Origin of the sequence: Colwellia psychrerythraea (genome assembly GCF_000764185.1) — a bacterium.
Classification (GTDB): domain Bacteria; phylum Pseudomonadota; class Gammaproteobacteria; order Enterobacterales; family Alteromonadaceae; genus Colwellia; species Colwellia psychrerythraea_B.
Window position 1 is genome coordinate 43,475 of the sequence record NZ_JQEC01000044.1, and the last position, 15,711, is coordinate 59,185.

The following is a 15,711-nucleotide window of genomic DNA, read 5'->3' on the forward strand; positions in this document are numbered from 1 at the left end:
TTGTTAACTTATCGAAGCTTAATTATTTAAGGTTTAGCAATTAACTGAGCTTCAATAAGTGCTCATTACAATTTAGTGCTGTGCAGCATAAACCTCAGCAGCTTGCCAAACACGCATAACATTACCCGAAAGTATTTTAGCTATATCTTGCTCGCTGTAACCGCGCTTTAAAAACCCTTCAATTAAGTTAGGGTACGACGCCACATCTTTTAGATTAGTTGGCAAACTATCACCAACACCATCGTAATCTGAGCCAATTCCAACATAATCAATGCCGACTAATTTAATCACATGGTCAAAATGAGCAATAACCTCATCAAGTGTCGAATATGGATAAGGATTGTTAACTTTATATTCATCTTTAAAGACTTGAATTTCAACACTGTTCTTTTCAAGATTGTTTGCAGTGACAAATGCTTTTATCGCTTTTTTACGTAACTTACCGTATTCAATTGCTTTTTGAGAGATAAAGCTTGAACCAAAGTTGATTTGAATAACACCACCATTTTTAGCTAAAAGCTTAATCATGTCATCACTCATGTTGCGTTCAAAACCAGGAGTAAAATGACGTGCTGATGAGTGTGATGCAATTACCGGCACCTTAGTTACCGCCATAACATCATAAAAAGCATCATCTGAGATATGCGAAACATCAACCATCACACCAATATTATTCATTTCTGCTACTAAGGTTTTACCAAAATCAGTTAGGCCGCCAGCGGGACGTGCTTCATCATAAGAAGAGTCTGAAATATGATTAGCTTTTGAGTGTGTTAACGTTATATAACGAATACCGCGATCGTAAAAATGCTTAAGGTTCGCTAAATCACCTTCAATTGGGCTGCCGTTTTCCATACCCATAGGTAATGAAATTATGCCTTTAGCAAAGTTGTTTTTAACATCAGAGGTTGAATGAGCTAAAGCAAACTTATCCGGCGCTGCTTTAACTATGTCCTCAACTAAAGTTATCAGTTTATCGGCAAGTGCTTTACTACCACCGGTTTTCTCAAGTCTAGCTGGAATATAAATCGACATAAATGGCGCATCTAAACCGCCAGCCACAGCTCTTGGGAAGTCAAAGTCGCCATGTTCAGTATGGTCAGCTACATTTTCAAATTCATCTTCTAAGCGATACGGCACATCAATATGGCCATCAGTAATAATATATTTCTTAGCTATTTCTTGGGCTAATGCAGCATAATTTACTGCCACTACTTGCTCTGTATTGGTGGTCGATTCAGCTGCAGTAACACTTTTTGCTGTTACTGCTTTGGGATCTTGGCAGCCACTTACGATCACACCTAATGATAAAATTACACCAGCCACTATAGGCGACATTTTAAAAGGGTGATTCTTAATACGCTTACTGCTTATTGAATTCATTATTGTTATCTTTTAGCATTTAAAAAATCACTTTGCCAATGCTCAAGGTGAATGTCAAAGCATAAGCACTAAATAGAGATAAAATAGAGGTTCTACACGGTGAATGGTTAAATTTATCCGAAGCATTTAAAATAATGTCGGTAGCTATTACTGAGTTCATCGATAACAGCGACATCAATAATAAAAACCTCCTATATTGACTACACTCAAACTAAAGAATGATTGAATAACTCACTTAGATAAAAGCAATAATATCGGCTTATTATCCCTAAGTCTTACCATTACTTATTGGTTATACAACATCTTTCCTTTATCAGCACCATTAGTAATTTCTCCTCCTTTTACCATTCCTTTAGGAAAGCTTGTGCCTATCTCTAAAGTAGAAGTAGGGATACGCGTATGTAAAACTTGCTCTGTTTCAAATAAATATTTAAATACAACTTCGAAGGTATCCTGCAATGTTCTGATATTATCTATGCCTAGATACCCCTTGTCAGGCCAGCGAATAGCCAGAAAAGTACCAACTCTATCTTGCAAGTGAAATTGTGTAATATCATCCGAATGCAGCTTCTTTAAATATAAACAATCACCCGTTAGGTAGGGACCGTGGTCGCCATTAATAATGATAATTGCATCTCGTTTGCTTAATAAGATAGTTTTTATATCGTTTACCATTTCCTCATTAGCGATTAATAAACGTTGTGCAAATAATTCGGTTTCATTTGGTAAACATTTCCCTGAATTTTGACTGTGGTGGGGGCCAGTATGGCTATACATAAATTTTGGATAATCCGTTTGCGCGGCAAATATCCCTCGTTTTTTTTCAAGCCAATCAACCCTATTGTAATCAACTAAATCATTAGTGATATCAAAGCGAAACTGACCTTCAAACAATCCTGCGAGAATAGAACTCATACCTAGAGTTGCATTATCTATTTTAGGATGAGAATAGTCATATCCAATCACTCTGCTATTTAATAAGTAAGGGCTAAGTACACCATGAGTTTTATAACCATGTTTTTTAAAAATAGCAGGCACCAATGCATTACCCGCAGTTGAAGAAAATTCTGGTTTAATAAGCTTATAAGACATTTCCAATACCCGTGACATCGAAGTAGCACTTGTGGCAGCAACTGAATAAGTATTGGGGTAAATTTTAAAGCCAGTGTTAAGCAAAAATTGTTCTTGAGTTGAGTTATCAATACCATATCTTTGCATAGTGCTCTGCCCTACATAACCATCATAGGTCAGCAAATAGACATCAGGATTTTTTTTCATTGCTGTGATTGGCATAAAATTTGAAAAGTCTAGAGCCGTTAAATTGTCAAAATATGGATTACTTATATTCGCATCGTCAGAGAAATAATTAAGATAACCCGTATACAGGCTGGTCAGACTAAAAAACACCAAAGCTAAAGCTTGCAATAGCTTTCTTTTTTTTAAATATAAAGAATAAAAAAAGCCAAATAGGACTAGGAAACTTGCTGCCAACAAAGCGATATCAGGCTTAACAGACCAAGTGTACATTACGACAATAGTTGGCATGGAAATATATAGCACGGCCAAAGCTAGATTAAGTGGCATAAGTCCTCTAGCTTTCAGGGTTTTCTCGAGTACTAATGGTATTAACACAATAAATATAAATAAAAAAACACTAGCTAGTGCAATGAGTTGTAGTTGTTCCGTTACTGTCAATAACTCTTTATTGATCAAGGAATATTGTACAATAAGTGCTAAAGGGAACAGAACTAATAACAGATCAACTTTACTTACAACTAAAAAAACCACGAGTTTTTTATGGTTAATTTTGTTGACTCTTAACCATACACCTCTGAAATACTGTATGAGATGGAATAGCACTAACCCTAATAACATAAGTAAACTTACCCTAAAAATATTATTGGTCAGATATAAATTGTAGCCCTTAATAAAAACAGACTTTGCTATCAAGCTATAGAAAAAGAATATAGTACAGGATATAAATACTTCTTTGCGTTGCATGAATAATTGTAATTTGAAAAAACTATGACTGAAATTAAAGCGTTCAGATACCCTAGCCTGCTTGTAAGCAAAAATGTTCCGACCCAATAAAATAATATTATTCATTGTCCAAAATAATAATAAAACTGATTTAGCATCGTAAAGTAAAATAAAAAATAATATGCTCACCAACACAGCCTGCATCATATTTTTATGGGAAAAATTAGGGATAAATAATGCAGCTACCAGGTTCACTGCAGTCATAACAAAGGGTAATAAATTCCCGTCACCAAAAAGTAAGTTATCTGCTTGAGAAAGATCCTTGAGGAATAAAAAAGACTGACCATTTAGTGCTTCAAGGTGGGCAAACATAAAAAAGGTCAAGACCAGCACTGGCAGTTGAATTACAACGCCTATTATTAATCGAGTAGCAAAAATGGGATGATAAGAATAACGAGCATAGAGTGCACTTATTCTCTGGTGTTGCTCTGCTCCCTGACTTTCTTTTTGTATTTTTGTTATTTGTGGAGCAATTACTGACTGAAATTCCTGCTCCCTAAGCGCTATTTTATTAGCCCATCTAAGAGGGTAAGTCATCAAAAAACTGACTAACATTGACAATAATATAGTCGCCAAACCATAGCTGCCTAAAACTATCGCCAAACTTGTAAAAAAATTTGAATAAACTGAGATCACCGAGGTTATTGCTTCGACAACCATAGGTCACCTCTCTCGGTTAACATTTAATTTCTTGATATAACTAACAACCTTAGGCGCGCAATTGCCAAAGTTCACTATTGTTTCCCGCTTAAAAGACTGTAACTCTGCTGAAGCATGGGTTTTAATCACCCTATTAACGATATCAACAATATTATGCAAAGAATCACTATCTACAGTTACACCAATTTCAGCCGCCGCTGATTCATGCCAGCAGTAATCTAAGTCAACGGCTTCAAATTCTGCAAGGTTAGCTTTAGGTATTGCTAATGTAATAATTGGTTTTTCATATAAAAATGCATAATCAAAACGTAATGAGGAAGTATCAGATATTAGCAATTTCGCCTCACTCATAGCCCTTGTTGGAGATACACTTTCATCCCAAGTTACCAATGTGCTAATCGTGGCTCGTTTACATTTTTCAATAAATTCAGGCTCTGTAATTGCCGATTGCGGATGAGGACGAATAATCACCTTAAAACCAGCAGCAACAAGAGCCGTAATAAAAGCTGTACCATAAGTTTGCAAGCAACCTTTTGGTCCCCATGAAGAGCCTATCAAGATCGTTTCTTTCTCTCTATCATTAGCGCTAACTAACAATCGGTTTTGATAAAGTTCATCTAAATATAATAAACCTAAAGTGATTAATCGCTTTTTCTTAAGATTACGTAAGTTTTCCAAAACACGAATTGATTTTTTTTGGAAGTCACCGGCTAATATCACACTATCATAGTGGTCTAGTGAGTTTCGTTTATAGATTGAGATATCACCAATGTGATGAAATACATGCATCAAATTCGCTACCCCTGCTGGCTTCATTATCGGGTAGCCCTGAGTACCAATATTTGGCGAGGTGGCAATCATCACAGGAGCATTAATTTTACTAAATTCCGCTAAATGAATAGGGTTTAGCGATAACCGTTTTGACTGCATATACTTACTTTCAATGGTAAGAGCAGGGTCGTGTAGATCTAAAGTTCGATAACGAAAGGGAATTTTTTCTTTAATTAGCTCTGCCACCAACGGACCAAATGTTCCCCAGTAGGCTTTTCCTTCACTGAAAATGAGCAAACTATTATCTTGGGATACTAAAGAAGCATGCTCAATATTTTTACCCGAGACACGATATAAAAGTGATTTAAGGAAATACCATAACGAACCAATTGTTGCAATAATAACGCTAATAATGGCACTGCCAGAGCCGGGATCTAAATATGCAAAAGCAACTTCACTATATAGGAAAGTTATAACAAGCAAAACCTGAGTTAAGAGCTTCATAGTTACTCCTTAGCTTGATAGCTGTTGCATGTTTAATGCATCATAAATAGCAGATCAACAAAAAAATATAATAGTCATTTAAAGTTGATAAAACTCACTCAATTTTCCTTGTTGCGCTAATAACTCGTATTGCTCAAGATCATTGACCGAATCTATTTCAAGCCAGCCATTATTTACTAAGGCGGCTCTAACTTGCCAACCTGCATCAATTAAAGCTTGTAGATAACTGGTCATATACATATTAGCAAAATTTTGACCATCAAAACTGGCTTGGCGATCTAGCTGATGATAGAAATGGATTAATTCAGCTACTTTTTCAGCCTTAACTTTAATCAAGCCGGTATATTGCCCCTGAATATTTTCATAGCTATCAGGTTTTTTACCTAATTCAGTCACATATCCTGCATCATTTATGATGAGAGTTTCGGCATCGGCCAACGGATTTTCTAATCGTAGAGACCAAAGCGCAAGCCACTCTTTGTCTATCATTAAAGTAATATCATCATCACAAGCTAACACGGCGGTTAAATTATTATCGTTATAAACAATATCGCCATAGGCAATGATTAAGTCGCCCTCTTGTTGAATAAAATCCAAGGCACAAAATAGGGTACTGACCATATTGGATTGTTTATAACTGGCATTAAATGATGTTGGATAACCTAGCGCTACTATTTGCTCAGCTTGATAACCCGTGGCAATATGAATATCTGTAATGCCTTGGCGTTTTAAGCAGTCTATTTGACGTTCGATTAATGACCTTCCTTGCAATAACACCATGCACTTGGGTTTATCATTGGTTAATGGTCTTAACCTTGTACCTTCACCTGCAGCTAAAATTAATGCTCGAGTCATAACAAAAACCTCTTAAATAATTGCATATCAAACTGACTAAATTCGGCTTCGCGTTCTGGATGCCACATGATGCCCAAAATATTATTTCTAGTGCTAAAAAAAGCTTCTATATTCCCTACCTCATCACAAGCAAGTGGTAATAAAGACTCAGCTAAGCCCGTACAGGAAATTCCATAATGATGAAAACTATTTACTACTTTGGGTAATTCGAATTCTGTAGAACAAGCTTCAATGGTATGTTTTATCGCAACATGACCAGATATTTTGATTAATGAGCCCGCCATGACTAAGTTAATTAATTGCATGCCACGGCAAACACCAACAATAGGTATATTTTTTTTCAGTGCTAAATTAATTAATGTTCGTTCAAAGTTATCACGTTCTGGCGCAGTATCACCCGCTTGTGGGTTTAAGCAAGTAAGAGAGTTACCACCCGTTAAAATAATGCCATCGAGCTGCATAACAGTCAGTAGCTGCTCAACTTTTTCAGCCGGTAAGTTTGCAAGCGGTAAAGGAAATCCGCCAAGTTTAATTACAAAATTAGACCACTGCTGATCTAAACAATCCCGTCGCTCACCATAGGACTTAACCCATTCAACTCTTTGAGTTATGCCAATTCGTTTCACACTATGCACCTGATAATTTGATTACCACAATCCAGCTCAACCTGTTGCATAACAGCAATTTCTTCATAAAGCTTCTCCCCGACACCAATTGCTGCAGGTAAACCAATTTCAGCCGCTCGAATTGCCATATGAGAATTAGCGCCACCATACTGGGTAATTAAGCCCGCAATACCATGACTAAATAACCAATCAAAGCCAGGATCAGCTTGAGGAATAAGTACTATTTTATCTTTTAGTTTAATATTTTGATGCTTATTTAAACGTTGAGTATGTCCTTCAACTCGACTGGCAGTAACAAAATTAGGTTGTGACGCAAAACGTTCAAAACAAAATATATCGATGTCTTTTTGTATAAAGGAGGGTAACTCTATAGCACAAGTAATGCTGTGTGACTGCTTGCGCATTTTTATTAATGATTTAATATCGGCCAAGCCAATAACATTCAATTTGACTTGCTTTATGTCATTAAAAGTTAAAAATGCCAGTTCATCTCTGCTTAATCCCTCTTCATGGCCAAAATGTAAACAATAATCCAGCGCGCGGCTTAAGTTTCGGGTAAATTCAAATTTAACAAATTCCCGCGCCTGAGTAGATTCCACCAGATAATTAACTAACTGTTGAGCAGATAAGTTAGGACCTAGTTCAGCTAATACTTTAGTAAAGCTAGATATTTCATCATCAGAAAATTCAAACGCTTGTAATTGATGGCAGATAGAATCATTTACCGAATTCAAATAACGCGCTGGATCTTCCCAATATGCTTGAGTCGTAACATCATAAGTGCCTGGACGTAAATGACCATATTTACTAATCAATTCTTGTAAAGAAAACTTCCCCTTTGCATAACTAGACTTATCTCGAGAAAAATTACCGGCCACAGTAGTAAAACTCTTTAAAAACTGCTCTCGACGTAAGTCAGTTAATAGCCCACTATCAACAAAGCCTTTTAATAAAGACATAGCAACAAAGTTTGCTCTAGCGGCATGAGAGAAAGCTAAAGTGCCGAAGCGTTTGCAGTCCTCAAGTAAACTATAGATTTTATCAATAACTGTTAACTCAGAAGTTTCAATTAACTCCCGCCTCTTATTTAGGAGTGCAATCGAAGCAGTATCATCAGTCAAACGAGTTAATGCTTGGTAAGTGATTTTTTTTAATGCCACGCCTAAGCTATTAATATCCTGTTGTGACACACCATAAGACAATAATCTTATTTGTGCTTTTTTATTAAAATCAGGTGTCCAAGTAGTAAAAAGCACATCGAACTCAATTTTGTCATGGAAGTTGGGATTATCAGCTAAAATAGCGAGATAGGCGTTAGCTAGCCTTTGTGCAGTGGCCTCTGAAACAGCCGCAGGAATAAAGGAGTTAATGCTAGCGCGACAATCAATATACGGTTGCCCGCATAGTGCAACTAATAAGGGTGCTGGATTAACATCTCGATAACCAAACTCAGCTCTTTGTTGTGCCCAGATATCATTAGTGATCAGATGTCTGTACAAGCTAAACGCCAACGGCTTAGGCCGAGTCCCAATAATTTCTGCCGGATTCCAATCCGGCATATTGGCAAGTATAGTTTTATTACCATAGACAAATGGCGATGGCTTTTGCTGCTTAATAAACTGCAAAGCGGCGTTATTTAACTGAGCTGCGACTAATTCTTCATCAACACCTATATCATCATGATTAATGGTAATTGGTCGTACTTGAAAAATATGCACTTGGCCAGTTTTTGCTATAGCAAATTCAATATCTAATTTATCAAAACCTAATAATTGCTCAAGTTCTTGTATGGCAACTAATACTGGCTCTAATTCGGGGGCAATATTGATAATTTTTTCAGGCGAGGAACGATTTAACAATACTGTCCGTAAGTCACTATGAGTTCCTGCAGTAACCGACTCTGTTGATTGCGTTTTATCATCAAAATTAAAGCGGTAATAAGGCGCGCCAGACTCTAGATCACAAGTAAAAACCACACCAGCTGCTTGTACTTCACTAAGAAGCTCCTGAACAAGTATTTGATCTTCACCTGTTTGTTTTTGACCAAAAGAAGTGATGACATCATCAACAGCTTTTGAAACTTTATTTTCATCATTACCATCAACATCTAAAATACTGGTGAAACCACCGGCATTTGAACTATACCAATTATCTTCATCTATAGAGCTACTACGTATCACTAACCGGCAGTCTGTAAATCTGGCTTTAATCTTCCTCAGAATTTTTTGGTAGTCTTGTTGCCAAGCTAATGACGTAAAACTGACCTGAGTACCAATGGTGCTATGTTTTAATAAGGGTGCTAACCGAGCTAATGTTTCGGATTTTGTCCCCAACATAAAATGGGCAATATCTTGAAAGGAATTAAATTCGGCCCAATGACCAGTAACATCATAAGATGCAACGGTATAACCTTGCTTTGATAAGTAGTTAATTAAATCAATGAAACTACGACCAACTTCAGCGGATGAAAGAGTAGACAAAACCTTGACAACTGCCGCTGAAAAATAAATCAGCCCGGTAAACTCCACCTGTTGTTCATCAACAATCATGGTTTCTGCTATTTTAATATCTGTTTCAGAGCGAGATTCAAAACGATTTTTCCAGCAAGTATCAATAGCAAAAACAATGTCAGCATCAAGTTTTAGTAACTCGGTAATACTTTCTTGATGAAATACGGTATCAGAATAGCTAGCCAACAGCTCTCTGCCGGTAAATTGTGCACTTAAGAATGTGTGCAATACGCTACCCTGTTGCCAGTTAGGGATTACTTGGTACTTAAGAAAAGTATACTTTTCAATAACCTTATCGATACCATAACCACCCAAAAAGGTAATATTTTCAACTGAGGTTACTGATTCAAAGCTATGTAGTTGCCAATCCATGGCTCTAGTATTTAATGCAATTGACTTAAGCGCTGTCGGCTTATAGCCTTGGGCTGGTCGCCCAGCTCCTAACAAATAAACTTCAATTTCATTCTTTTTCATACTTGAGCACTGCCAATTTCAGCATCTGACGGTTAACTGAGTATAGTCAACTTGCGTCAAAGTGCCGCAAGCGCTTCTTGCATAAAATAGTAATAAATTTAATTTATGGGGTATTAATTAAATGTACCTTGGCTTTGTTTTTTAATTGATAAGTTATTAAAAGGATTATAAATATTCGTTACTTCCCAGGTGTATTCGGAAAACGTTTACTTTTTTAGGCCAACAATCGTATATTCGCCATTGACGGTAAGTTTCACCGTTACCGGCTTGTCAGAAGTATTTTTCCAATACCAACCATGCACGCCAGCAAAAGGACTAGTAAAACTGCCCTTCATACCGTCTAATGTGGCAATAGCATAACTTTCATAATAACCCGTGGTATCACCTTCAGGTTCGCCATGTAAATCAAAGAAAAGTTCAGTACCATCAGTTTGCCATTGGTATTCCATCTTCTTAAATTTTTTCATGGCAAACTTATATTCAACACCACGTTTTGCAGGCACAACAACCTCAATAATATCGGTTGCTTGTTTGTCAGTTGTTATAAGTTCAGCGCTATTTTTAGCCGGAGCTGTCGCAGTAGCTGACGGATTTGCTAAAGCAGTTAAACCCAACTTAGCACCTACACCTGTTGGGTCAATATTATATTCTGCCGGTAATATAAAGCTAATCAAAACTAAAGCGGCAATAACTAAAGCGATGATGGTTGATTTGAGTAAAGCTTTATTTGATAACGTATGTTGCATGTTTATTTCTCTTGTTTTTATTTCTCAATGATTAAACTTTAAAATTGAGTGATTTAATTTATCTGACCATGAACTAAGTTAACTAGTAAAATAACCTGTTAATTGAAAGCCTATCAACATAAAACCGGCGCTCATTAGTAAAGTATTGCTCGCAGTTGAAAACTGCTGAAAAGAAGAATGTTTTCGCCAAAAGCTAATAACCAGTAATATAATTGTTAATGCGGCAAACTGTCCTAGTTCCACCCCTAAATTAAAAGCAATCAAATTAGCCAACAAGCCATCTTGCGGTAGCTGAAATTCTTGTAATTTTGTTGCTAAACCAAAACCATGAAATAAGCCAAAAACCAATACAGCCACTTTAGCATTTGGGCTAAAACCTAAAGTACGTTGAAAACCGCCTAAGTTATCAAACCCCTTGTAAACAACAGAAAATCCGATAATAGCATCAATAATATAGGCATTCACTTGTATGTCAGACAACACACCAAACAATAAAGTTAGACTGTGACCCAAAGTAAACATACTGACATACAGTAGAATGTCTTTGCTCTTATATAAAAAGAAAATAACGCCCGCTAAAAACAGTAAATGGTCGTAACCAGTCACCATATGTTTCGCGCCAATATACATAAAGGCGAAAAACTGTACGCCGGTATTGTTTAACAAAAACAAACGAGTACTTTCATCAACACCGTGAGCTACAGCATCAAAAGCACTCAAACCCACCAGGCACAAAACCATAACAATTACGGTTAAGCGATTACTACTAGAAAACATTAATGACTCCGCTGACTTCAGCCTGCTTTAAATACATAATAAGAGTTTTATCTCGGCGACAATACAAACCAGATAAAAGGTTGATGACATAATGCCAGTTATATTACTACTGACAAGTTATTACCATATTATTTTACAAGACCTACTGGCAATAAAATTAAATAGACAGCCATTGGCCATTCGGCACAACAAAGCCAAAGTGCTAAGACTATTGCTCAAACAAGCGAATACGTTGCTGAGTAAAGAGGAGATTTTATCGCTAGTTTAGCAAAATAAAGTAGTTTCTTAGAAAGCAGTGTTGCAAAATATTAGGGGCTGTTGATCTTTCGAGATTTTTTTTCAGCCGTTGTTTTGGCAATTATGACGTAAATAAGTTACCTCTAACCCTTGAATTTATCAACGTTATTATCGATGACCCGATAAGCTTCCAATAACTACGAGAGCGAGTGGTTAGTTGTAACTTATTTACTGTACTGGTCAATCACATCTTGTACTGCATGGTTACACACCTCACAAAACCCCATGCTACGAGTAAACATTAAGCAATTTTGTTGAGATCGGTAATAACCTTTGGCTTGGTAATTAGCACCTTCGAATAAACCGATGTCATTTTTGTATTTATTTTTATCAAACAAAATGGCTTCCCAATTTAAGCGCTCTTGAAATAAGGCATCCATTACCGTTTCTGGTGATTTTTTAGCACGAATATCGCTACGTTCTTGTTCATGAACTCGAACATAAGCATCGTATTTATCTTGCTGCCAAGCAGTAGGAACAGGAGTACTATCTTTAATTAAATGCTTCCATTTTAAAGTGTTTCGGTCAGTATTAGCGGTAACATTAGGTTCAAAGGGTTCAGGTCGCACTGATGATGAGGTGTTATAAGCGACTGGTGAGCTATAGTAGGCATCAGCTAAACCCGCAAAGTGGTGACCAAACTCATGAATAAAAATATATTCAGCAGAGCCGCTATCAACTGATGTAGTAGCATGTAAACCATAAATACCGCCACCACCGTAGGTGTTATTATTCATTAATACTTCAACAAATTCGTAAGGGGCCTCCGCGGCAATTTTTCGAAAAGTTTTATTATCAAAAATTAACGCATAGCGCTCACTGCCAAAAGTATCGTAACTTGAGCCAACAGGATTATTACGATACTTTCCTGTTGAAGGACGGTTTACCCCAGACTCTAGTGCTGGGGGCATTAAGCCCCAAACATTAAAATCATTTTTACGCTCTTTATAAGGTGAAGTAGCAAACATTACTTTTAACATGCGTTGAGCATCAGCGATAAACTTGCCTTTTTCTGCTTGGGTATAACCATCGCCTAATAATAATAGATCCACCTTTTTACTTGGGTCACCATTATCCATCAATGGAATGATGCCATACTGCTCAGCCTTTTTGGCTCGTTTAATAAACATACTGCTTGGGTCAACTTGTGTACGCCACAACTCTTTAAACTCAAGTTGTTGCTCATCTTTTCGTACTTTTAAGGTGATTTCTACTGGATGTTTAGGTTCAGGAAAGCGTAGCGATTCGCTAAAAGTTTTATATTGTTTACTTGCTTCTTTGGTAGTAATCCATTCCTGATAAATGTTACTAAAACTGCGTGAATAAATGAGTTTTTTAGTTGCTATATCAACTACTTCAAAAACATATTTACCACGTAAAGTAGTGTCAATAGGTTGATTAGGGTTGCCTGGCCAAGGCAGAGGTTCAATCACTATTTCGTCTACCGCAAACAACTCCTGCCCTAAACCCCCTGTATGATAATAATCTAAACGCATGGTGCCAGTGGCAAAACACTGGCAAGTTATTAACGACAACAATAAAATTATGGTCTTCATGAGCCACCTTGTTAGTTTTTGCAATGATAAAAATATGCTAGCAGTATATTTATCGCCCAGAAACATAGTACTTTTAATAAGTTAATTTACATTAAGATCAATAAGTTATTAGTTAATAGCAGATACACATTACTTCCAGTATATTTGACCCATTTATTCACTCTTACTTTGCCATTATTGCTTTGTGTGGGCTAGTAAGCTTTTAGCATCGGCTTCGCTCAACAAGGTCACTTTATGAATAATGACTTGCTCAATAGGGGGTTTCAATAGCAGATAATAATGCACTATCAATAGCAGAGTTATTGCTGAAAAATTACTGTAATGATTATAAGTTTACGAATAAATGATACCAATTAACATGCTGTGGTCATTAAAGGTAAACTTCATTTTGACAGTAACTCAAAGATACTCGTTTCAGGATCGCTTGCCTATAAGGGTTAACTAGAAATAAAATTAAACAGTTAGCTATGCCGCTTTAATGACGAATCAGTTAAGATGATGTCGAATCCATTCTTCAGGCAACTTATTAATCCGATGCGCTATAGTTTTAAAGATTTTGAATTTGACAGTGAAAGTTTAGTCTTAAGACAGAGCGGGCAGTCATTGGCCATTCGTCATAACGAGGCTAAAGTGCTAGCGCTGCTGCTTGAACAAGCAGATAAGGTATTTAGTAAAGAAGAAATACTGTCCTTAGTCTGGCAAGATAAAGTGGTTTCTGAGCAAGCAGTATTTCAAAACATTAGCCATTTAAGAAACTTATTTGGTAATGACGCCATTAAAACATTTCCAAAACGTGGCTATCAATGGCAACTAGCGGCTAACTCTGCATCAACCGAGATTAAGTCCACTGAACAACAATCATCAGCTATTGCTATGGCTACATCAGCAAATAACTTACCTACCATTTCCCCTAGTAAAAAACAGAGAACAACCAAAGATTATTGGCCATATGCACTGCTAATCAGCATGGTGATAATTATCATTGTTTCTTTCAATTTCACCAATAAAACCACTCCAGCAAACAAAGCAGTATTGAAGAAAATAGCTTACATTCCAATTTCGCATGCCCAAGATGACCAAGACTTCTCTATTGCAGATAATGAACAATTTGATTTCACTGTCTTAAGCAATATTACCACCGATGAGTTTCACAATAACCTGGAGTTAACCTATCCAGAGTTAGCACAAACACATCCGTTGATATTAACCGCACAAATACGCAGTCACAATCAACACAGCTATATCGACTTTCTTGTTAAAGGACCATCTGGCGATTGGCAAGGACAATTATCGGGTGATTCAACCACCGATGTTATTCAGCAACTTCAGCAACATTTACAACAACAAGTTATTTATGACTTGCTTAATACGGCACAACCTCCCGAGCTTAAACAAGCTAACTTATCTATTGCCCATCAGCAATCACCTAATGACCTCATCATTTTGGGTGCATTAATCGATGTTTATATCATGATGAATGAATTGGAAAAAGCCATGGTCATGGCAGACAAATTAGCAAATATTTCTGAAGAAATAGAAAATTGGCAACACTTAGGTAACGCTTTGCTTTTTCAAAGTAAAGTGCTCACTCGAAAAGAACTCTATGAACTAAGTTCTCACAAGCTCACCACCGCTATAAGTTACTTTGAACAAATTGACGACTTAAAACGCCAAGCCGATGCTTGGTATGCCCATTCATGGTTAGATCATCAAGAAGATGATTACCCTGCAATTAAAAAAAGTTTACTAAAGTCAGTAAGTTTATCGCTCCAGGCTAAGGATATCCCACGCGAACTAGACGCCCTTACCTACCTATCAATACTAGCCTATAAACATAGTGAAGCAGACGATAAATACTTGTACTTACAGCAAGCTGAAAATAAGATGAAAAGCTATCAGCTGCCAATTTATCACTTTGCCAAAATCCCCTTTCATTATGCTTTTTTTGCTAAAACAACTTCGGATAAAGAGCCTCATTGGGAGCAAGTACTTGAATATACCAAATTAACCCCAGACCATTGGGTCGCACAATCCAGCCGAAAAGCACTCATGCGCCATTTTCTCAAACAAAATAGACTAAGTGAGGCTAAAGCATTACTGGATAATATAAAGACAAACAATGCACATAACTCCTATTTACATGCATTATTAGCTCAAGCTAACTTAGATAGTGAACAATTCAACCTCCATGCTCAGCGTAGCTTTGAACAAGCTCGTCTTGCTGGCGAAACACGACTGAGTTTAGATATTGCCTTGTTATTATGTAGTGAACCTAACGCACAAGTTAATTACGATTTTTACTCTCAGTATATTAATGACAATGCCGACAACAATTGGCGACGCAATAATAAAGAAAAGTTGCTGGCACTGAACTTTTAACTTGCCCTACCTTTAAAAACTCAATCTTGATCTGCCACATCACTAGGCTTGACGTTTATTTATCCTGCTTAGCGTCGCGGTGACGACAACACCCAAGGGGCGACGTACCGCCGCGCCTTCCCTTGGAACCCTT

10 protein-coding genes are annotated in these 15,711 nt (G+C 36.9%); 1 reads left to right on the forward strand and 9 read right to left on the reverse strand.

The window, feature by feature from the left end; translation table 11 throughout:
* Positions 1-72 precede the first annotated feature (72 nt).
* The 9 genes from GAB14E_RS07445 to GAB14E_RS07405 all read right to left on the reverse strand — a co-directional run bounded on the left by GAB14E_RS07445 (position 73) and on the right by GAB14E_RS07405 (position 13,199).
* Positions 73-1,383 (reverse strand): dipeptidase, encoded by a 1,311-nt coding sequence (locus tag GAB14E_RS07445; RefSeq protein ID WP_033083205.1) that lies wholly within the window; start codon positions 1,381-1,383, stop codon positions 73-75.
* 285 nt (positions 1,384-1,668) lie between these two features.
* The gene (locus GAB14E_RS07440) at positions 1,669-4,083 is read right to left on the reverse strand and encodes a YidC/Oxa1 family membrane protein insertase (protein WP_033083206.1); all 2,415 of its coding nucleotides are present in this window, start codon (positions 4,081-4,083) and stop codon (positions 1,669-1,671) included.
* Between the two features lie 3 nt (positions 4,084-4,086).
* A complete protein-coding gene (locus GAB14E_RS07435; protein WP_033083207.1) occupies positions 4,087-5,358 on the reverse strand; it encodes a hypothetical protein in 1,272 nt (423 codons plus the stop codon).
* A 78-nt stretch (positions 5,359-5,436) separates the two neighbouring features.
* Entirely contained in the window at positions 5,437-6,213 is a 777-nt protein-coding gene (locus GAB14E_RS07430) for a phosphocholine cytidylyltransferase family protein (protein WP_033083208.1), read from the reverse strand.
* On the reverse strand, positions 6,210-6,839 hold the full coding sequence (locus GAB14E_RS07425) for a type 1 glutamine amidotransferase (protein ID WP_033083209.1): 630 nt from the start codon (positions 6,837-6,839) through the stop codon (positions 6,210-6,212). Before GAB14E_RS07425 ends, GAB14E_RS07430 begins: the two co-directional genes overlap by 4 nt.
* Positions 6,836-9,823, reverse strand: coding sequence for a PEP-utilizing enzyme (locus tag GAB14E_RS07420; protein WP_231562078.1), 2,988 nt, complete (start codon positions 9,821-9,823; stop codon positions 6,836-6,838). The genes GAB14E_RS07425 and GAB14E_RS07420 overlap by 4 nt, the downstream gene beginning before the upstream one ends.
* Positions 9,824-10,029: 206 nt before the next feature.
* Positions 10,030-10,569 (reverse strand): hypothetical protein, encoded by a 540-nt coding sequence (locus GAB14E_RS07415; protein WP_033083210.1) that lies wholly within the window; start codon positions 10,567-10,569, stop codon positions 10,030-10,032.
* Positions 10,570-10,647: 78 nt separating this feature from the next.
* Positions 10,648-11,346 carry a HupE/UreJ family protein gene (locus tag GAB14E_RS07410; protein ID WP_033083211.1) on the reverse strand — a complete coding sequence of 233 codons (699 nt, stop codon included), beginning with the start codon at positions 11,344-11,346 and terminating at the stop codon, positions 10,648-10,650.
* A 461-nt stretch (positions 11,347-11,807) separates the two neighbouring features.
* Positions 11,808-13,199, reverse strand: a complete 1,392-nt coding sequence (locus GAB14E_RS07405) for an IgA Peptidase M64 (protein WP_033083212.1) — start codon at positions 13,197-13,199, stop codon at positions 11,808-11,810.
* Between the two features lie 534 nt (positions 13,200-13,733).
* On the opposite strand from GAB14E_RS07405, the gene GAB14E_RS07400 reads away from it, so the two are divergent.
* On the forward strand, positions 13,734-15,578 hold the full coding sequence (locus tag GAB14E_RS07400) for a winged helix-turn-helix domain-containing protein (protein WP_033083213.1): 1,845 nt from the start codon (positions 13,734-13,736) through the stop codon (positions 15,576-15,578).
* Positions 15,579-15,711 lie beyond the last annotated feature (133 nt).

What these genes read in the sequence shown, in the direction of transcription:
- GAB14E_RS07420 (WP_231562078.1), bottom strand. Translation starts at nt 9,823, where the DNA reads ATGAAAAAGAATGAAATTGAAGTTTATTTGTTAGGAGCTGGGCGACCA.
- GAB14E_RS07415 (WP_033083210.1), bottom strand. Translation starts at nt 10,569, where the DNA reads ATGCAACATACGTTATCAAATAAAGCTTTACTCAAATCAACCATCATC.
- GAB14E_RS07400 (WP_033083213.1), top strand. Translation starts at nt 13,734, where the DNA reads ATGCGCTATAGTTTTAAAGATTTTGAATTTGACAGTGAAAGTTTAGTC.
- GAB14E_RS07445 (WP_033083205.1), bottom strand. Translation starts at nt 1,383, where the DNA reads ATGAATTCAATAAGCAGTAAGCGTATTAAGAATCACCCTTTTAAAATG.
- GAB14E_RS07405 (WP_033083212.1), bottom strand. Translation starts at nt 13,199, where the DNA reads ATGAAGACCATAATTTTATTGTTGTCGTTAATAACTTGCCAGTGTTTT.
- GAB14E_RS07430 (WP_033083208.1), bottom strand. Translation starts at nt 6,213, where the DNA reads ATGACTCGAGCATTAATTTTAGCTGCAGGTGAAGGTACAAGGTTAAGA.
- GAB14E_RS07410 (WP_033083211.1), bottom strand. Translation starts at nt 11,346, where the DNA reads ATGTTTTCTAGTAGTAATCGCTTAACCGTAATTGTTATGGTTTTGTGC.
- GAB14E_RS07440 (WP_033083206.1), bottom strand. Translation starts at nt 4,083, where the DNA reads ATGGTTGTCGAAGCAATAACCTCGGTGATCTCAGTTTATTCAAATTTT.
- GAB14E_RS07435 (WP_033083207.1), bottom strand. Translation starts at nt 5,358, where the DNA reads ATGAAGCTCTTAACTCAGGTTTTGCTTGTTATAACTTTCCTATATAGT.